This window comes from Enterococcus sp. DIV2385 (assembly GCF_051711925.1).
In the GTDB taxonomy this organism is placed as follows: domain Bacteria; phylum Bacillota; class Bacilli; order Lactobacillales; family Enterococcaceae; genus Enterococcus; species Enterococcus faecalis.
In genome coordinates this window covers 1,318,538-1,338,420 of sequence record NZ_JBIONV010000001.1, presented here as the reverse complement: position 1 = coordinate 1,338,420, position 19,883 = coordinate 1,318,538, and the positions used below count along the sequence as shown (strand labels likewise).

Sequence of the window (19,883 nt, the reverse complement as noted above, 5' to 3'; positions counted from 1 at the left end):
TTTTATTTATTGTTGTTTCAAACGATTTAATTCATCGGATAATTCTAAAAACGCTTCTTTGTTGCCTGTTTCTAAAGCATCATCAATTTGAGCTTTAAGTAATGCCATTCGCTGCGTTTGTTCTTCTTGCTTAAAATATTGATCAATCGCTCTGGCAACTTCCTGATCCACTTGTTCATTCCATGGCGCAAACGGATTGTCTTCTAAAACAGATAAATACTGGCTCGTTTGCCAAGCCTCTGGAAATACACATTCTAAATAAAGAGCTTTCCGCCAATTCATTCGAATCTCATGAAAAATTTGTTCCGGATCTGTAAATTCTTGTGCTTGGATAAAAAGCAATAACGGCTCCTTACCTAAACCATCTGCTACCACGCGGATCCCTCGATCAGTCTTCTCTACGTTCTCAACAAAATGAACATTATTTAAAATCGCATCATGCGTTAATAAGTAATTTAAAATCCACAGTACTTCTCTTCTTCCAAAAGGCACGGTATTCACTAACCAAGTTAAAAATTTTTTCTTTTCTGATAAACTAACAAACATCGTCGTTTCCTATCTTTCTTCCATATCTGCTAGCACAGATTGCATGTCGACATCACCAGGTTCATGTTCCAAATAATGGTGCAACAAGTGTTTTGCTTTTTCAAGTTCGCCTTCTTCTCGTAAGAACAATGCGTATTCTTTTAGAAATTCTGGTTCGTGAGACAATTCTTGCGCTGCTTGTTCATAATGAACTTTAGCGACGGCAAAGTTTTCTAATTCGTTGTACGCTTTTGCTAAATTCCATTCAGCATAAGGATGATCCGTTTCCTCTAAATCATTTAAGATAGTAATTACTTCCTCAAAACGCTCTTCCGTGATGTAGAGATTACTTAAGGTCAAACGACTTTCATCTGTTTTCTCACCTAATTCCAAAGCTTTTAACAACCAATTTTCAGCACCAGCAATATCGTGTAAGCGATAGGCATTTTCAGAGGCAAATTGGTATAACTCTACTTGGAAGGGGTTTTCCGCAATTCCTTCTTCGATCACCGCTTTTGCTTCCTCTAATTGCTCTTCTTCTTGGAGCGCTTCCGCTAAATATAGATAAAGTGATTGATAATGTGGGTTTAGTGTTTTTAATTGCTGGAACAACGTAATGGCTTTTTGATTCTCATGTAACTGTAAATAAGTGAAAGCTAACTGGAATAAACGATCGTCTGTTTGTTCTTCTTTGACCGCGGCTTCCAAATAAGGAACTGCTTCTTCAAAATCACCTAACATGCTGTAACTACTTCCTAAGCGTTCATTCAAGGAAATAGCAGAGATTTGTGCTGTCCCGCTTTCTACAATGCTTTGATAACGAGTAATAGCCTCGACAAATTGACCATTTGTAAAGTATAGTTCTCCCAAAGCAAATTGAATTAACGGCTCTTCTGGCATAAGATTGGCTGCTTCTTTTAATTTCGCTTCACTGACTTCTGGAATCCCTAAAACTTGGTACAAATCCGCAGTAACTAAGAGACTTTGGACATAACTGTCACTAGTTTCTGGAATTTTTTCTAAATAGATGAATGCGTCATCTATTTCATTATTTTCAATGGCGATTTCTGCTAATGGAATGTTTAAGCCATCTGCATCGGGAAATTGTTCCAACAATTGTTGGAAAATTTGTTTGGCTTCTTCTAGAAAACCTAAAGATAATAACGTTTCCCCTAAATCAGCTAAGGTATTTTCATCATCTTTCTTTAATGCTTCTTCAAACATTAACTGTGCTTCTGCTAAATTTTCAGCTTGTAATGCTTGAACCATTTTTTCACTATATGACATAATTTCCCCTCAAATCTCTTTTAAAATTTCTTGGTATCTTTCAATCGTTGTTAACAGTTGATCGGGCGTTGGCTTTAAAGCTGCTCCTAGTTGACCGATTTTTTCCAACACCATAGGAGGACCTAGTGTTTCTGTGTGAAGCAAAACTTGTTCTGCGTAATCAGCACTTAAAATTTCTTTTGGAAACGCCACCGGAAAACCTAAGCGAATAAACCAAACGATAAAATTTTTAAATTGAAAGTCAAAGTGATTGACTTGCTGGCTCCATAAAACTTGTAACAATAATCCCAATAATCGTCTCATGGGACCTGATAACAAATGGCCATTTTCGGTTGTAGCAAAGGCCGCTTCAAAAACTCGGCCAAATTGATCCACTTTTTCCCCTGCTTGTTCATAAAAAGATAACAACTCGTCTAAAATACCATTAAATGACGTTTGATTCAACCGTTTTTTATCTGGATACGTTTGGTATAGCATTTGTAAATAAGCATAATCACAGACAAGACCCGCTCGAATAAAAACGAGCAAATCAATTAAAGGAGCGGCACCTTTTTTATTGGTCAAGGTACTATCAAACAAAATTTCTTCTGAATGATTTTCTATATGCATGGTTGCATGCTGTGCTTGCTGAATTGTGACACTTGGTAAAAGTCCTTGCCGTAACGCTTGAACAGACACAGGCATCAGCCAACATTTGGAGGAACACTTACTTACTTGGTGCAAAAATGCGGTTAATTGTAGTACCCCTTCATTACCTAAACCAATCAATAAAACATCCTGATTTTCTGGCCAATCAGCTAAGAAACGTAACACACTTTCTAATTCTGATAAGTCATTGCAATGAACATCATTGCGACAAATATACCAGTTTAATCCCAACTGTTCCCCAAAGGCATAATTAATCTTCTCCGAAAAAAGATCATAGTAACGCTGATTCGCCAAAACAACGATTGACTCCGTCGTTACTGGTCGTTTTTTTAGGACGGAAGCAAATGTTTCTCCATAAGTAATAGCGACCTTGTTTTCCCCTCTAGAATAGTTGTATTTCATTGATTCACCACCTTAAGACTGTTTCCTCTTCCTTCAACCCAAGTCTAGCATAACCACTAAAAAACAGCTACTGGCAACAACTTATTTTTGTCCTTCATTCATAAATCTTTCTCTTTTTATCAAAAAAGCAAGGAGCGAGTGTCGAACCGTTCCCGCTTGATTCTCGGAGCGAAGCACGTTTTTCTCACCTAAGGTTCGTTACAATTTAGCCTTTTAGCGTACTGTTTCGACCACCTCTTAAAATAACATTTTTTATGTATGATTCAAAAAAGAACCCTTGGAAACCAAGGGTTCTAATTGTCTGTCTTATTTCACTGCATCTTTCAATGCTTTACCTGGTTTGAATGCAGGTACTTTGCTTGCAGCGATTTGAATTTCTTGTCCAGTTTGTGGGTTACGTCCTTTACGAGCTGCGCGTTCGCGAACTTCAAAGTTACCAAAACCGATTAATTGAACTTTTTCACCTTTAGCAAGAGTTTCTTGAATTGTTGAAAAGACAGCGTCTACTGCTGCAGTAGCATCTTTTTTAGTTAAACCAGTTGAAGATGCAACGTTTTCGATTAATTCTGCTTTATTTGCCATGGATCATTTCACCTCCTCTATAAGAGATACGATGTTTTTACACACCTAAAGTTCCGTCTATTTTTGAGTGGTCCAAAAACAGACAGCAAATATTGATCTGGTTCAATATTCTGTTAACAAGATAGCATAAGAAAGTTGTAATAGCAAGGTTTTTAGTGTATTTTAACCAGTTTTTTCAAAAAATAATCATTTTTTCTCAAAGTTGATAAATTTATTTGAATATCTAAAAAAAGTATGGTAGAATGCACTATTTTCGGCGTCGCGGAATGATTTTAATCGGCGTGCCCTCAAACGTAAATGCTTTTCTGATTTGATTTTCTAAAAACCGGGCATAAGAAAAGTGCATTAGTTCTTCTTCGTTGACAAAAATAACAAATGTAGGTGGTTTGACTGCCACTTGTGTTGCATAAAAAATCTTCAAACGTTTTCCTTTATCAGTTGGTGTCGGATTAATTGCTACAGCATCCATTACAACGTCATTTAACAACGCTGAAGGAATCCGTAAGTTTTGATTCATACTTACCGTTTCAATTAGTTCAGGCAGTTTGTTTAAACGTTGTTTGGTTAATGCAGACACAAAAATAATGGGTGCATAATCTAAATATTGGAATTCATCACGAATTTCCGCTTCAAAATCACGCATTGTATTTGTATCTTTTTTGACTGTATCCCATTTGTTGACCACGATAATAATACCGCGACCTGCTTCATGGGCATAGCCCGCCACACGCTTGTCTTGCTCACGAATACCTTCTTCTGCATTCAAGACCATTAAAACAATGTCTGAGCGTTCAATCGCCCGCATTGCGCGCATGACGCTATATTTTTCAGTTGATTCGTATACTTTCCCACGTTTACGCATACCAGCCGTATCAATCATTAAGAACTTTTGACCTTCTTCAGATTCAAAATACGTATCGATTGCATCTCGCGTTGTTCCTTCAATATCTGAAACAATCACACGATCTTCACCAAGAATAGCATTAATCAATGATGATTTACCGACATTTGGACGCCCGATTAAACTAAATTTAATTGTATCTTCGTCCTCTTCTTCTGAAGTGTTAGGAAAATGTTTAACTGCTTCGTCTAACACATCGCCAATGCCTAAACCATGACTACCAGAAACTGGGAAAGGATCCCCTAGTCCTAAAGCATAAAATTCATAAATATCATTACGCATTTCAGGATTGTCAACTTTATTAACAGCTAAGATCACTGGTTTATTACTACGATATAAAATTTTTGCTACTAACTCATCTGCATCAGTAATTCCTTCACGGCCACTAGCAACAAAGATAATCACATCTGCTTCATCAATCGCAATTTCTGCTTGATGTTTGATTTGGTCCATAAATGGTTCGTCACCTAAATCAATCCCACCTGTATCAATAATACTAAATTCACGCCCTAACCATTCTCCAGTTGTATAAATACGGTCGCGTGTTACGCCAGGAGTATCTTCTACAATCGAGATACGCTCACCGGCAATGCGGTTAAAAATAGTCGATTTACCGACATTCGGTCTACCGACAATCGCAATAGTTGGATTTGCCATTTGATTCCCTCCTTGAGAATTTCAATCCTTACTAGTTTACCTAATCAAACCTTAAAGTGCAAGAAAAGTTTTAGTTTCTGCTGATTTTCTAACCAATTCAAGAAAAAATGAGTTTGACATAGCCGATCTGTTTACGGCTATGTCAAACTCATAAATTTCAAGAAAGTAACGTGTTATTCCTCTTCTTTCGCATCAGATAAAGCGTCACCTAAAATATCGCCCATGGTAAAGCCAGTATTTTCTTCAGGCAATTCATATTCCTGTTCTTCTTTTGGTTCTTCTTGAGACTCAGGTTTTGGTTCTAACGCTTTGATACTTAAAGCAATACGATGTTCCTCTGGATTAACTTCTAAAACTTTCACTTGTACTTGATCCCCTTCATGAAGGACTTCATGAGGCGTTGCAATATGCTTGTGAGAAATTTGAGAAATATGCACTAATCCTTCCACACCAGGGAAAACTTCCACAAAGGCACCGAAGCTTGTTAGGCGTTTTACTGTGCCATCTAAAACAGTCCCAGCGGCTGCTTTTGTTTCGATATCTGTCCATGGTCCAGGCAGTGTTTCTTTAATAGATAAAGAAATACGTCCTTCTTCTGGATTAATTGAAAGAATTTTTACTTGAACGTCTTCGCCAACAGTTAACGCATCACTTGGTTTGCCCACATGTTGATGAGCAATTTCAGAAACATGAACTAAACCATCCACGCCACCTAAATCAATGAATGCGCCGAAATCTGTTAAACGGGCTACTTTCCCTTCAACAACGTCTCCGTCATGTAAAGAAGAAAGTAATTCTTCTTTTTTCGATTCTTTTTCAGCTTCAACAACTGCTTTATGTGAAAGAATTAAGCGGTTTTCTGAAGGTTCGATTTCAATAATTTTAAATGCTAGTGTTTGACCTTTATATTCAGAAAAATCTGCAACAAAATGATCTTCAACCATTGAGGCAGGAACAAATCCGCGAACACCAACATCAACAACCAAACCACCTTTAACAACATTTGTAACAGGTGCTTCGATTACTTTGCCCGCTTGGAAATCTTGTTCAATTTCTTCCCAAACTTTTTTAGCATCTAAACGGCGTTTTGACAGTAAATAACTGCCGTTTTCTTTATCTTTGCCAATTGATGTGATAACAACTAAATCTAACACATCACCGACTTTCACAAGTTCGTGTACATCTTCAACTGGTAAAGTCGATAATTCCTTTGCAGGAACAACGCCTTCAACGCCCGCTCCTTCAATGCCGACAACAACTTGTTTGTCTTCAATGGCTAAAACTTCGCCTTTAACAATATCGCCAACACTGACTTCTTGAACGCTGTTCATTGCATCTTCCATTGTTTCGTTGTTTGCTACTTGTTTGTCTTCAAAATCTGTCATGCCTCTTATCCTCCTATGCCAACAAAAATTCCAAAACTTAGCTATATATACTTACATAGTACGAGATTTTTGTAAAAAAATAAAGCGATTTCTTCTATTTTTCTTAAAATTCTTTAAAAAAGTTCAAAACCTTTTTGTTTAATCACATTTTGTATGGCGGCGACGACTTCTTCAATCGTCAACCCTGTTGTATCGATTTTCACAGCATCACTTGCTTGGACAAGGGGTGATACTTCTCTGGTTGAATCTAAATAATCCCGACGTTCAATCTCCGCCTTCAAGGTTTCAAAATCCGTCTCAATCCCTTTTTCTTGATTTTCTTTAAAACGACGTTCTGCACGTTCTTCAACGCTAGCCACCAAGAATATCTTTACTTCGGCCTTTGGTAAAACTGCAGTACCAATATCTCGACCATCCATGACAACTCCGCCAGCTTGACCAATTTTCTGTTGTAACGCCACCATTTCTTCTCTAACTTTTGCATGTTTTGAAACAGCTGAAACAGCATTCGTTACATCTGGCTGGCGAATCGCTTCGGTCACTTCATGACCGTCGATAAAAACACGTTGGCCATTCTCTGCTTGCTGAAAAGAAATAGTGTGGTTGACACAAAGCGCTACTAATGGTTCTTCCGCTTGAATGTCGATTTGATTTTGCAAGGCCAGATACGTAATCGCTCGGTACATGGCCCCCGTGTCACAATACACATAATTCAATTGTTTTGCTAAAATTTTTGCAACTGTACTTTTGCCTGACGAAGCTGGTCCGTCAATAGCAATACTGATTTTCCCCATGAAAAAACTCCTTAACTGATATGCATCCTTTAAAATGCGCTTCTTCTTTTATATTAAAATCAGAAGAAAAGAACTTGGATTTAAACTGATGACGAGTTTCTAACGAAAAAGCAATAAGCCGAAATCCCTCGAAAGACGCAAAACATCTTTCGGAAATTTCTGCTTATTGGCATTCTCATGTAATCATTCGTCGCGGTTTAGCCCTTGAAAGTGCTGTCCAAACCTCTTTTTCTGGATTATTTAATACGTAATGGTTGTCCTGGATAAAACACAGATGTATCAATCCCAGGATTTAACGCTAAAATTTGTTCTAATGTCATTCCGTTACGTTCGGCAACTTGACGTGCCCCTTCGCCACTTTGAACGGTATCATAAACAGGTTGTTGGTTCTGCGCTTGTTGCTGTTGTTGATTTTGAGCTTCTTGTTGTTGTTGCTGCTCTTGTTGTTGCTGTTGCTGTTGTTGTGCTTGTTGGTCCTGTTGTTGCTGTGCAGCAGCATCAGAACTTGAAGGTATTGTATTTTCAGCTGGTTGGCTGCTTGCTGGTTCTGAGCTTTCCACTGATTTTGACGTACTTTCTTTTTTCTTCTCTTTTGATGATGATTGGACTAATGAAGAAGATGGCTGGCTATTTTTGCTAGCACTTTCGTTCGGTTTCTTGTCTTGCATCATCCATAAGAAAGTCCCAATTGGAATGGCAATAATTAATAATAGCAAAATAACTAAAACAGTTAGAAATAATGAATTTCCTCGTTGCTGTTGGCGTTTTGCTAAACGAGAACCACCACCATTTTGATCAGGTTCATAAATTGATTGTTCCCATGGCTCACGAGCTTGGTTTTTCTTTTTGTCCTTTTTACTCACTGCTAATTTCCTCCTAAACTTCTCTCGCTTGTTATTATATCATAGCTTTTGCCAACTGCCGACTAAAAAAATGAATTAATCACGTTCTTTAAATAATTTTAGAAATTTAGAACGCCAACCTTCTTCATTTTGATTGCTGGTCTTGTTCGATTTTACTATTGAATCTTGGTAAATGTCAAAGAATAACGCACAATTATCACAACAAGTTTCCAGTGATTGTTTGACAATCGGTTCTTGAAAATAAGTTTGAATCAACGTTCTTCGACAGGTTGTGGTTTCAATATACGTCAGCATCCCTCTTAATTGCGCTTGACGATCTTTTTCTTTCTCCTCTAAACGATGCTCTAGCTCTTCAAAAGAATAATCCTTGGCTAAATAGCCTTGAACCCATTTTTGTTGTAACTCGGTGGCATTTTCTAACAAACCTGCTTGTTCTTCTCCTTCAATCAGCGATTTTAAGGTCGCTCGATTCGCTCTTGTCTCTTCTAAGAAAAACCGATGAATAAATTCATCCCCTTTTTTATACAATAATAGCGCCCAACTTTTTTGACCATCACGTCCAGCTCGCCCGATTTCTTGCAGGTAATTTTCTAAGCTATCAGGCAAATCAAAATGAATCACTCCACGAACATCAGGTTTGTCGATTCCCATCCCAAAAGCATTCGTTGCACAAAGAATATCGATTTGATTATCAATAAATTGTTCTTGCAAGCGACTACGTTCACTAGCCTCCAAGCCCCCATGATAATAGGCTACCTTAAAACTGGTTTTTGCCTGAATAAGTTGACTGATTTGTTCTGTTTTGTTGCGCGTGGCGCAATAGATAATGATTTTACCAGCCGTTTTAGATAAGTAATCTAGTAACACTTCTTCTTTTTCTGACGTTTCCTTCACGAACAAGCCAATATTTTTTCGATTCACTGAAGAAAGAACTTCTTGATAGCTGCCATGAGAAAATAATTGTTTTATAATTGCGTGCTGTACAACGGGTGTCGCTGTGGCAGTTAACGCCAAGGTCAAAGGAAAGTCTAGCTGTTTTTGGACCAGATCTAATTTACTATATTCAGGGCGAAAATCGACGCCCCACTGATAAACACAATGGGCTTCATCCACCACAAATAATGCAATTTTTTGGCGTTGTAACACACTAAGTACTTCTTGCTGCAAAAGCATTTCTGGGCTTAAAAACAGATAATCGTATTGGAACATTTTCGCTAAAACATAACGCTTTTCTGAATATTGTAACGTACTGTTTAAGGCAACCGCACCTTTAATTCCTTGTCTTTGTAATTGACGCACCTGATCTTCCATTAACGAAAGTAAAGGAGAAACAATTACCGTTAGTCCCTCTAACTTCTGGCCCACAAATTGATAACACAATGATTTACCAGTCCCTGTTGGCAAAACAGCCAATGTATTCATACCGTCAAGTAAGTTTGTAATCACTTCTTTTTGACCAGGCTTAAACGCTGCATAACCAAATCGAGTGAATAATTCTTGTTCTAATGTCAACAACACTCACTCCTTTTCTTGCCAAATTTGTTGGATTTGATATAAGCGAAAATCTAAATAAGAAAGCGTCTCTTCTTGCGCTCGCCAATCCCGATACACCCACAACCGCGGATCTTGTTCTGTTTGAGCCAAGTTTTGGAGTATTGCCTCCTTTTCAAGATAAACAGACGCCTGCAGCTGCCCTTGAATAGCCAACTCTAATAGATGGTCATGAATGGTACTCAGTTTTATTTTTCGCTGCTCAGCAATTTCTTGAAGTGTCTTACCTTCCGTTAACAATCGTTGAGTTTCTTGCATACTTTGGTTTAGATTTTTTTCTAGATACGGCCATACAAGCGTTTGTAAAGCAGGATAGTTTCCTCCGTACATTATCAACAGCAGTAAATGATGAACCGCTTGCGTGTGCCACAAACGCTGTTCAAGAGCTGTCTTATGGGGTGTTAATTGCTGAGGAACTTTGCCAGTTTGCTGATAACCAGAAAGTTGCGCAACCAAATAGTCGCTTTCTACTTCAGGTAGTAACTCAAACCCTCGCAACAGTTCTTCTTTGATTGATTGAATGCGCTGCTCTTTCTTGTCTTTTTGTAACCATCGTTTCAAATATAGTTGCGGAATCGGTGTTGATAAAAGTGGAATATACTGTTTTTCCTCAAATGATAAATACGAAGTCACTTGCACGGCAAATTGAATGAGTTGCCAACTTTCTCGATCACTTCTGCCAAAACGATAAAGATCAATTGCAGGATAATCCAGCAACGAAAAATGGTGCTCCTTTAAAAATAGTTGCCCTTCTTTTGTTAGTTGAATCTCATTTGTCTCTTTGTGATACTGAATTTGTTTCGCCTTCGAAAGTTTTTCAAGAAATTGAAAATAGGCTTGTTCGGAAATCGTTGGCCACCAGCCAATGAATCGTAAACAATCATATAAAAAACCATAAATCAAAACAGAGCTAGTCCGTTTGCCTTTTAAAAGATGATACAAAGTTGATGCACGTACCTTGTATCCGTGAGATAATAACGCTAAAATAAAAGTTGCTTCCATAGTAAACCTCTTTTAGATAGGATGTGTCACTGTTTATGCAATCACGTTTAGTTCCTGAAAAATGTATTGCTTGTGGACTTTGTCAAGTTTATGCGCCCAATATATTTGATTATGATGATCATGGGATTGTCCTTTTTAAAGACGAGCCGCATGCTCGACAACGATTTATTCCAGAAAACGAACGCGAGAATGTGTTAAAAGCGTACCGCAAATGTCCCACGCGTGCAATAGAAATAAGCAAAAATGAGTGCTAAATAATTTAGCACTCATTTTTGCTTAGAGTATTTTTTCGAGCCACGCAAGTGTTTGCTCATCTATCGAAACAAACTGTAATTGTCCTTCTTTTAGCGGTTCTTTGACTAAATGAATTTGATCATTTAGGCCATTGATCCATTCATAACGAAGACCATTTTCTTTTGCTTTAGAATTTTTAGCTTCTAAATAATAATTGACATGGTAATTTTCTTTACCATCCAATTGTAGCGTATTAATGTTCACTTCAAAATCTGGTGAAACATCGGTCGATTTCTTTTCACGTAATCGTTCAAGTGCTTCAATAAAAGAAGGAAATTGAGGATTATTTTCCCCACCAACGAGATATTTTTTAGCAAATTCTGTACTATCCGTATGACTTTTCACTTGTTTGGCAAATGCTTGATAAAAGGTTTCTAGCGCTTTGCGGGCATCATAGTCGCTAGCTAACGGAAAATTCAATTGTAGCGTTGGATTATCGGAGAGCGCTTCGACAAAATCATTTTCACCAATCGTTTCTTTTGATGTTTGAATTTCTTCTCCATTAATCGTCTTTTTAAGTTGAATCGTCATCCCTTTGGACCAGAACAAAGGGCCAATCGTTTTGCTTCCATTCGTTAGCGTACCAACTTTCCGATCATTAATATAAATATCTGCGTCTGGCAGATTGCTTTCCACAACAAAATTCATTCGTTTAAAATCTAAAGGAATACTAGAAATATAATTTTCCTCTTCTAATAAACGATACTCTTCTGTGATAACAGGTTCGCCGGTGCTATCTTTCACTGTGGCTGTAAAAGTATATTGTCCTGGCGCTAAGGGTCCCAATTCCTTTTGATAAGTGGTTGAGTCGGAAGTGCCCACTTCACGCCCGTTCATCGCCAGCGTCACACCGCGCTGATTCGTCGTTAACTGAACAGAAACAGGCGTTAAAATGAATTGATAACGGTGAAAGAAAAATGCTGTTTGACTTGTTTCACGAATAGTTAAACCATGTAGCTTTTTATCCTTTAATAGCGCTTTTTCTAATTTTTTTAGCTCAGTTGGATTTTTTTGATAATAAGTGATTAAAGGCTTAATGCTTTGCGGATTCACTTGAAATTCAGACTCGTTCGTCCTCATTTTTTTACTTAATTCTTGGGCATCACCATTCTCAATCGCTTCAATAAAATGAGAAATTTGTTGTTCCTTAGAAAAATAATGCGTCCCGAGAAAATAGCTACCCGCTCCAAGAACGATGAACACAAAAAGAAACACCCAGATCCAGCTTCTTTTTGATCTGAGAGGAGTAGATTCGTTCCCTTTATTCATTGATGGTTGTGCTTGGTTTTCCTCTTGATGCATTGATTCATTCATTAGCGGAGCGCCGCATTCTTCACAAAAGGACTCCGTATCACGATTCACGTGACGACAATTTTTACACTTTTTCACTCAGGAAAACTCCTCTTTCTTTGATGATTTCTATCATACCAAGGGAAAGTTAAAATTACAATGCAGATGGTTTAGTATTTTTTAACAGAATGATGACAGATTATGACAACCTCTTTTCTTTTAAGCGTAAATTTTAAAAACCCACTGTCAAACATTGTTCAACAGCAGGTTTTTTATCATTTATTTTGTTAACGGTGTTTTTTTCTGAATAGTATGTTGTTTTTTTGATAGCCATGGCAATAACTTCGCATGTAGTACTAGAAAAACACCACTGACTAAGAGGCCTTTAATAAGGTTGAATGGCACAATACCAATCGCCACATAGCTTGCTAAAGATGTTCCTAAAAATTGTTGTGTGGTCACACCATATAATTGTAAGTAAATGGGTGTAATGACAAAATAATTCGCAATACTCATGAAAATTGTCAAGGCTAAGATCCCACTTACTAAGCCCACTATCCGATTTGTACGGATATTTTTCTTTTTACCAAAGAAATAAAAAATTGGCAAGGTGAAGATACTACTTGCTAAAAAGCTAGCGAAATCTCCCACCATATTTTGCGGTGCTAGTCCGGTTAAGAACAGGTGTAGCAACGAACGAACAAAAGCAGTAATTACTCCTGCTAACGGTCCGTACAAGAACATTCCGAGTAGAATCGGAATATCACTAAAATCGATTTTCAAAAAACTAAACGCCGGCATAATCGGAAATGCCACAAATTGTAATACTGTACCGATTGCGGCCAACATTGCAATGCTGACCATTTTTTGTACCTTGTTGTTCATCTGAAATCCTCCAATTAAGGACCCATCTTCAACGAACTTTTTGATTCGCTTCTTTGTCATACAAAAAAACCCTATTTTTCTGCAGGGAAAAATAGAGTAGGATTATCTGATGAAAAAGCGTCTCAAATAAGCCCTATCTTCTTTATCCAGACTATACTGTCGGTATTGGAATTACACCAATTCAATCGTTAAAAACGAGTCGTGGACTATAACCACCGGTCGGGAATTACACCCTGCCCCTGAAGACGAACCTTGTATTATATTTTTTTACTTACTTAGTGTAACCCATTTGAACAATGAATGCAACTAACTAAGCTTTTTTATTAAATTTCATTGATTGTTTCGTTTCTCAAAAAAACAATCCCTCCGCCATAAGCGCGAAGAGATCGAGTCATTTTATCTTATTTAGCTTGATTTAATAATTGACTGATTTCTTTTTTAGTTAAATCACGATATTGCCCTTGTCGCAGACCTTGTAAGGTTAATTCACCGTAACGTTCACGTTTTAATTTTTGAACAGGGAAACCAACAGCTTGAAACATTTTCTTCACTTGATGATTACGTCCTTCATGAATCGTTAATTCCACGACACTGCTACCTGTTTTAATATCCGCTGAAAGAATTTGAAAATTGGCTGGTGCTGTGCGTTTGCCATCAATGCGAATGCCTTTGGCTAATGGCAATAGATCTCGTTTAGTTGGTACACCTTTAATTTTTGCTACGTAGACTTTATCTACTTCATGTTTAGGATGGGTTAATTTTTGTGAAAAACTTCCATCATTCGTTAAAAGTAACAACCCAGAAGTATCATAATCCAGACGACCGACTGGATAAATTCGCTCAGTAACATCTGTAAAATAATCCGTTACTACTTTACGGCCTTTATCGTCAGACACCGCAGAAATAACCCCTCTTGGTTTATAGAATAAATAATAACCATATTCTTCTTGATAAATTGGTACACCATCAACTTCAACGGTATCTTGTTTACTTACTTGTGTTCCTAATTCTTTGACCACTTGACCGTTGACTTTTACGCGACCTTTGACAATTAATTCCTCTGCTTTGCGACGCGAAGTCACCCCAGCATGAGCAATTGCTTTTTGTAATCTTTCCATTGTTTAAGCTTCCTCGCCTTCTGTTGTTTCAGACATTGGGTTCGTTTCTTGATAACGATCAAAAAATAGATCCATTGGTAGTTCTTCTTCTAATTCATCTTCCATTTGTTGGATATCTGGTAATTCATCTAAACTTTTCAACCCAAAGTAATCCATAAAATACTTCGTTGTGCCATACAAAATTGCTCTACCAGGACCATCGACGCGGCCTTTTTCTTCTATCAACTGACGGGCAACTAACTTTTGGATAGAGCCAGAAGTCTGTACGCCACGAATTTCATCAATTTCAATACGCGAAATTGGTTGCTTATAAGCAATAATGGATAATGTTTCTAGCGCCGCTTGTGATAAGGCGTTCGACATAGGCGATTGCGCATATTTTTTTAGTAATGAGGCATATTTTTTCTTCGTTGTTAAGACAAAATGATTGCCGACTTCTAAAATATTCAACGCCGATTTATTGTCAGAAGCATAATGTTCTTTCAATTTCGTTAATTCTTCATAGGTTTTTGCTGTTGACTTCTCTAATAAGTACGCAAGCTCTTCCAAGCCAATTCCTTCTTCGCCAACCACAAATAAAATTGCTTCAATTTGACTAACTAATGTCACTGTGTTTCCTCCACCTCTGTTGTATCTTCCTGCTGGGTTTCTGTATTAAATAACAAAATTTCACTATAATTATTTTCTTGTTCAGCATAAATCACGCCTGTTTTCATTAATTCTAAAAGAGCCATGAACGTTGTCACAATTTCTTGTTTGGAATAAGAATCGAAGAAAGAATCAAACGACACTGCCTTCCCTTTCTGTACTTGACGCATACGTTCTGAAATAGCGGTGATTTTTTCTTCGATGGAAACATCGTCACTAGCAACAGTTGTTTCAACAGGCTGGCGATTTTTTTTCTTTTCTAACATGGCATGAAAGGCTAGAAATAAATCAATTGTATTGATTTGATTAGGCGGTAGTGTTGTATCTTCCTCTTTATAATCATCCATATCCATTGGTTCTTTTGTATAATAGAGTTTACGTTCTTCTTCTTTTTCATGTAAAACAGTCGCTGCATATTTAAATTTCCGATACTCCAATAACTGAGCTACTAAAGCTTCCCGTGGGTCTTCCTCTTCAAAAAAATCTTCATCATCAATGATTTCAAGCTCTTGTTTTGGAAGCAACATCTGACTTTTAATAGCCATTAAGGTGGCAGCCATGACTAGATATTCTCCAGCGACTTCTAACTCTAAGGTTTGCATCGCATGAATATAAGACATGTATTGTTCAGTTACTGCTGTAATGGGAATGTCATAGATATCGATTTCTAATTTTTGAATTAAATGTAGTAGAAGATCCAGTGGTCCTTCAAAGACATCTAGTTTTAAATTAATTTCTTGCAAAAACGACACCTACTTTCTTTTCTCGACTTCCTAGTTTACCATAAATTTATTCGTTTGTGGGCATTCTCGCAAATTAAGCCCGAGGAAAATGTTCCTTATAAACATCTGCCATTCGTTGTTTGGTAATATGTGTATAAATTTGTGTCGTGGAGATATCTGCATGTCCTAATAATTCTTGCACGATTCTAAGATCTGCGCCATTTTCCAACAAATGTGTCGCAAAGCTATGCCGTAATGTATGCGGGGTAATATTTTTCTCTATCTGGGCTTCTCGGACAATCTGTTTTAAATTTTTCCAAATGCCCTGTCTAGATAACGGTTCGCCATGATGATTAACGAACAGGTGTGTTTCATTCGGATGGTTTTTAATCAATTGAGGTCTGGCTTCGTTCATATAGCGCTCAATCCATTGAATCGCATAATCGCCTAAAGGAATAATTCGTTCTTTGTCCCCTTTTCCGATTGTTTGCAATAAACCAATGGATAAATGCAGATCCCCTAATTTTATTTCAATTAGCTCACTAACTCGCAGGCCCGTTGCATACATCACTTCTAAAATAGCACGATTCCGCATACCTAGTGGTTTACTTGTATCAGGCGTTTCAATTAATCGAGTCACTTCGTCAACAGATAATGTACTTGGCAATTTTTGAACTTTCTTGGGGGAGTCAATATGTTGCATCGGATTATGTTCGCTTAAGCGTTCTTGACGTAAAAATTGATGAAATCCTCTCAAACTAGAAATCATCCGAATCACACTTGCTGAAGCTTGCTGTTCTTCGTGAAGGGATTGCAAAAATTCTGTAATCATGTAACGGTCAACTTCGTCCCAAGAATGCAGGCCTTGTTCTTGTAAAAAGGCTACGTATTTTTTTAAATCTCGTTCGTAACTCCGTCGTGTGTTATTTGATAAGCCCCGCTCTATTTGTAAATAGTGTAAATAATCGACTAATTGTTCTTCCATTATCCTTCCCTCATTTCTAGTACTATCCTATCAGATTATGCCCTAGATTGCATGGGTAAATTCCAACTTATTAAAAAAAATCAACTGACAACAAAAGACTTGTTCACTAAGTCGTTAACTTAAGAACAAGTCTTTTGTTTTTGCTACTATTAGTAAAGAATAAATTTGTTATTTTATATATTTATCTAGAAAAGCAGCTACTGTTTCCTTATATTTTTCTGGGTTTTTATTATAAGCTTTCGCATGCTCTGCTCCAGGAACGACATATTTCTCTTTAGGTCCTTGGGTTGCATTATAAACTTCGTCTAGCATACTAAACGGCACAAACGTATCATTTTCACCATGAATAAAGAGCATTGGTAAATGATTCTTTTGTAATTGTTTAACAGCGCTTGCTTCCCCAAAGAAATAGCCAGCTCTAAGTTTCGTAATCCCGCTAGTAACATTAACTAATGGGAAACTTGGTAAATTGAAAAGCTCTTTCAATTGATATTGCAACTCCTGATTGACTGTAGAATAGCCACAATCTTCCACAATGGCTTTCACGTTATCTGGTAATTTTTCCCCGCTCGTCATCATGACTGTAGCAGCACCCATACTGACACCGTATAAAGTGATTTGTTCTTGCTGACCATTTTCGGTTAAAACTTTCTCAATCCATTGGACATAATCTTTACGATCGGGCCAGCCGAACCCAATATAATCTCCTTGACTTTTCCCGTGACCACGCGCATCTGGCGCTAACACATTGTAGCCCCAATCATGATACATTTTCGCAAAGACAGACATCGTTTCTGCCGAACCCATATAACCATGCGCCATAATAACGGTACGATTACTTTTCTTGTCGGCTGGTAAATAAATGGCCTTTAGACGTAGCCCATCTTCCGAAGTAATTGACCATTCTTGTCGATTTTTGTCATCTTTAAACCACGCGCCTTCAGGTGTCTGGACCACTTTTGACCCTGGGGTATTCTCATTTATAAAGTCTTTCTTTCCTGGAACTACTGCATAATTATAAAAATATAAGCCTGCCGCAATTAAACCAATTGCAATTACTACAATAAGCGCAATCAAAATTTTTAACCATCGATTCATCTACGTACTCCTTTTATTTAAACTGTATGATTCATTATAAGTTGTCGCCCTTTTTTTGACAACTACCATTCAAAGATTCAGCCATCTTTCTTTACCACTACAATGAGACAATTTTGTTGCGACAAAAAAAGCATAGCACAAAAATGTTACCTTTTACGCTATGCTCCACTTATCTATTTATAGGAAACTAAAAATTATTTATTTTCAATAAGTTTAAAACTTGACCATGGTTTCAAAAATTCTAATAAGAAACGTTCGTCATCAGAAATACGACCAACCACATTTACACGGCCATCATTTTTCATTTCTTTTAAAGCAATTTGTGTTTCCCCTTTGTATTGTCCATAGCCAACGTTGTCAATCAAGACATCGCCTCGAACAATATCTCTCGTTGTATGAGCTGGGAAAGGACGATCTTTATAGTAAACACGTGTCATTGTTGAACGCAAAACGTAATCAGAACGATCTCCACGATAACTGTGTAAGTTATCGAACAATGCAATTCTTTCATCTTCTGTGATTTCTGGTTCTGTATCCACTTTGATCGAAGGATACGGTGCATGAAAGGCTTCTGCCATTGCTGCTAATTCTGCTTCTGAGGCATAAGCATTTCCGACAGAAATATCATCGATTAATCCTGTTAAAACTAAATGCTTAACTTGCGTTGCAATTTCTAAATCGCGGTGGTCTTCCAAAGAACATAACCCATCTTGTGTCGGCCATGGTCCAAATGTAGCATCGTGTGAGTTCACAAACGCCATCGTATTTAAATTATATTTTCTAAATTTTTCTGAACAATAAACAAAATGCTCATAGCCTAAGCCTGTATAACGATGTGGATAGAAATTATGTGAGCCTAGTAAATTTTCTGTGTTTGGTGAGTAGGCCATAATATTATCTACATAACTTGTCCCTGAACTCATATTAATTTCAATTTTAATGCCATAAGGGTTTCTTGTCATATTCGCCTCTTCTTGCCCAGTAAAGCCAAGATCTAAACGAATACCGTAAGCGCCCATATCATGGAAAAATGATAAATCATCATAAGAGATGCCTAATTGTTCGAACAATGCAGGATTAATATCGACCATCACTTCCATACCTAATTGGTTGGCGTAATCTACGACTTTTTTAAACTCTGCTAATACCTTTTCCCGATCATCATTGATTTGCAATAAACTAGTAAAGACACGCTTAAAGCCGTATTTATGAGCCAAATCCAAATATGCTTTGTCCTTTTCAAATGTTGAACGTTCTGGATAAATTGAAATACCTAATTTTCCCATGTGATTGCCTCCTAAATTGTAAAACATAATAATGTATCTGCTTACATTGTAACAAAAAAAACAAAAGTGGTCTACACCTTTCCTATAGGAAATCTTATAAAAATTCCACTGGTTTGTTATCTTCTCTTTTGTTATGATAAAAAAGAACCTAATTGTCAGTGTGAAAGGAAGAGGAAAACAGATGAAACATAAGAAAATGCTTGCTGTTGCTTCAGTTACAGCATTCACCTTGCTTTTAGCAGGCTGTAACACAACCAATAATAAAGGCACGACCGCAACGAGTGATTCTGTCGCTAAATCCAGTGAAAGCAAAACAAAGGATTCGGTCGACTTAAATTCACTAGATTTACCACAACTAGATGACAAAGTTGCCGAAGATCAAGACTTAGTCCAAATGGTTACTTCAATGGGAAATATTGAAATCAAACTATTTCCTAAACAGGCTCCAAAAACTGTTGAGAACTTTATGAAACATGCCAAAGATGGCTATTATGATGGCTTGACTTTCCACCGCGTCATCAATAACTTTATGATCCAAGGTGGCGATCCTAGCGGTGATGGAACTGGCGGAAACAGCATCTGGAATAAACCATTTGAAGATGAATTTTCAAACCAGTTATATAACATTCGTGGCGCATTATCAATGGCGAATGCAGGACCTAATACTAACGGCAGTCAGTTCTTTATTGTCCAAAATACAGATGATCAATCTGATGGTCTTTTATATGATGATTATCCAAAAGCAATCATTGATGCTTACAAAAAAGGCGGCTATCCTTCTCTTGATAAAAAACATACTGTTTTCGGTCAAGTAACCAAAGGAATGGATATTGTCGATAAAATTGCCAAAGTCGAAGTTGGTGCCAACGATAAACCAAAAACTGATGTTAAAATTGAAAAAATCAATATTCTTCAAGAAGCAAAAAAATAACAAAAAGTCAGAACGTACGCTGAAGATAC

General features: G+C 37.3%; 20 protein-coding genes and 1 riboswitch. Of the genes, 2 read left to right on the top strand and 18 right to left on the bottom strand.

What is annotated here, in order from left to right:
• Positions 1-6: 6 nt before the first annotated feature.
• The 10 genes from IGM04_RS06585 to IGM04_RS06540 form a co-directional block, all read right to left on the bottom strand.
• On the bottom strand, positions 7-546 hold the full coding sequence (locus tag IGM04_RS06585; RefSeq protein ID WP_002360333.1) for a ReoY family proteolytic degradation factor: 540 nt from the start codon (positions 544-546) through the stop codon (positions 7-9).
• 9 nt (positions 547-555) lie between these two features.
• Positions 556-1,812 (bottom strand): tetratricopeptide repeat protein, encoded by a 1,257-nt coding sequence (locus IGM04_RS06580; RefSeq protein ID WP_002365653.1) that lies wholly within the window; start codon positions 1,810-1,812, stop codon positions 556-558.
• A gap of 9 nt (positions 1,813-1,821) precedes the next feature.
• Positions 1,822-2,862: a hypothetical protein gene (locus IGM04_RS06575; protein ID WP_010777634.1), complete on the bottom strand. Its 1,041-nt coding sequence runs from the start codon at positions 2,860-2,862 to the stop codon at positions 1,822-1,824.
• 306 nt (positions 2,863-3,168) lie between these two features.
• Positions 3,169-3,444, bottom strand: coding sequence for an HU family DNA-binding protein (locus tag IGM04_RS06570; protein WP_002357604.1), 276 nt, complete (start codon positions 3,442-3,444; stop codon positions 3,169-3,171).
• Between the two features lie 247 nt (positions 3,445-3,691).
• Positions 3,692-5,002 (bottom strand): ribosome biogenesis GTPase Der, encoded by a 1,311-nt coding sequence (gene der / locus IGM04_RS06565; RefSeq protein WP_002357608.1) that lies wholly within the window; start codon positions 5,000-5,002, stop codon positions 3,692-3,694.
• A 173-nt stretch (positions 5,003-5,175) separates the two neighbouring features.
• Complete coding sequence (gene rpsA, locus IGM04_RS06560) at positions 5,176-6,387, bottom strand: 30S ribosomal protein S1 (protein WP_002360341.1); 1,212 nt, start codon at positions 6,385-6,387, stop codon at positions 5,176-5,178.
• Positions 6,388-6,500: 113 nt separating this feature from the next.
• A complete protein-coding gene (cmk, locus tag IGM04_RS06555) occupies positions 6,501-7,181 on the bottom strand; it encodes a (d)CMP kinase (protein ID WP_002357612.1) in 681 nt (226 codons plus the stop codon).
• Positions 7,182-7,417: 236 nt separating this feature from the next.
• On the bottom strand, positions 7,418-8,044 hold the full coding sequence (locus IGM04_RS06550; RefSeq protein WP_086317875.1) for a LysM peptidoglycan-binding domain-containing protein: 627 nt from the start codon (positions 8,042-8,044) through the stop codon (positions 7,418-7,420).
• 75 nt (positions 8,045-8,119) lie between these two features.
• Positions 8,120-9,562, bottom strand: a complete 1,443-nt coding sequence (locus IGM04_RS06545; protein WP_086317874.1) for a RecQ family ATP-dependent DNA helicase — start codon at positions 9,560-9,562, stop codon at positions 8,120-8,122.
• On the bottom strand, positions 9,563-10,597 hold the full coding sequence (locus tag IGM04_RS06540; RefSeq protein ID WP_086317873.1) for a helix-turn-helix domain-containing protein: 1,035 nt from the start codon (positions 10,595-10,597) through the stop codon (positions 9,563-9,565).
• A 35-nt stretch (positions 10,598-10,632) separates the two neighbouring features.
• Here IGM04_RS06540 and IGM04_RS06535 point away from each other — a divergent pair, with 35 nt between their 5' ends.
• Positions 10,633-10,851 (top strand): ferredoxin, encoded by a 219-nt coding sequence (locus IGM04_RS06535; RefSeq protein WP_179189118.1) that lies wholly within the window; start codon positions 10,633-10,635, stop codon positions 10,849-10,851.
• 22 nt (positions 10,852-10,873) lie between these two features.
• Here IGM04_RS06535 and IGM04_RS06530 read toward each other — a convergent pair whose 3' ends face one another.
• The 8 genes from IGM04_RS06530 to IGM04_RS06495 form a co-directional block, all read right to left on the bottom strand.
• On the bottom strand, positions 10,874-12,205 hold the full coding sequence (locus tag IGM04_RS06530) for a zinc ribbon domain-containing protein (RefSeq protein WP_179189136.1): 1,332 nt from the start codon (positions 12,203-12,205) through the stop codon (positions 10,874-10,876).
• Positions 12,206-12,460: 255 nt separating this feature from the next.
• Positions 12,461-13,126: an ECF transporter S component gene (locus IGM04_RS06525; protein WP_002382314.1), complete on the bottom strand. Its 666-nt coding sequence runs from the start codon at positions 13,124-13,126 to the stop codon at positions 12,461-12,463.
• A gap of 71 nt (positions 13,127-13,197) precedes the next feature.
• A riboswitch (FMN riboswitch) is annotated at positions 13,198-13,317 on the bottom strand.
• Between the two features lie 150 nt (positions 13,318-13,467).
• Complete coding sequence (locus tag IGM04_RS06520; protein WP_086317870.1) at positions 13,468-14,184, bottom strand: pseudouridine synthase; 717 nt, start codon at positions 14,182-14,184, stop codon at positions 13,468-13,470.
• Positions 14,185-14,187: 3 nt separating this feature from the next.
• Positions 14,188-14,793 carry an SMC-Scp complex subunit ScpB gene (scpB, locus tag IGM04_RS06515; RefSeq protein WP_002357625.1) on the bottom strand — a complete coding sequence of 202 codons (606 nt, stop codon included), beginning with the start codon at positions 14,791-14,793 and terminating at the stop codon, positions 14,188-14,190.
• Positions 14,790-15,584 carry a segregation/condensation protein A gene (locus tag IGM04_RS06510; protein ID WP_002390627.1) on the bottom strand — a complete coding sequence of 265 codons (795 nt, stop codon included), beginning with the start codon at positions 15,582-15,584 and terminating at the stop codon, positions 14,790-14,792. The genes scpB and IGM04_RS06510 overlap by 4 nt, the downstream gene beginning before the upstream one ends.
• A gap of 64 nt (positions 15,585-15,648) precedes the next feature.
• Positions 15,649-16,539, bottom strand: coding sequence for a site-specific tyrosine recombinase XerD (gene xerD / locus IGM04_RS06505; RefSeq protein WP_002360354.1), 891 nt, complete (start codon positions 16,537-16,539; stop codon positions 15,649-15,651).
• Positions 16,540-16,707: 168 nt separating this feature from the next.
• Complete coding sequence (locus tag IGM04_RS06500; protein ID WP_002357629.1) at positions 16,708-17,637, bottom strand: alpha/beta hydrolase; 930 nt, start codon at positions 17,635-17,637, stop codon at positions 16,708-16,710.
• Between the two features lie 194 nt (positions 17,638-17,831).
• A complete protein-coding gene (locus IGM04_RS06495) occupies positions 17,832-18,923 on the bottom strand; it encodes a DUF871 domain-containing protein (protein ID WP_002360357.1) in 1,092 nt (363 codons plus the stop codon).
• A gap of 181 nt (positions 18,924-19,104) precedes the next feature.
• Here IGM04_RS06495 and IGM04_RS06490 point away from each other — a divergent pair, with 181 nt between their 5' ends.
• Positions 19,105-19,854 carry a peptidylprolyl isomerase gene (locus IGM04_RS06490; RefSeq protein WP_086317869.1) on the top strand — a complete coding sequence of 250 codons (750 nt, stop codon included), beginning with the start codon at positions 19,105-19,107 and terminating at the stop codon, positions 19,852-19,854.
• Positions 19,855-19,883: the final 29 nt, after the last annotated feature.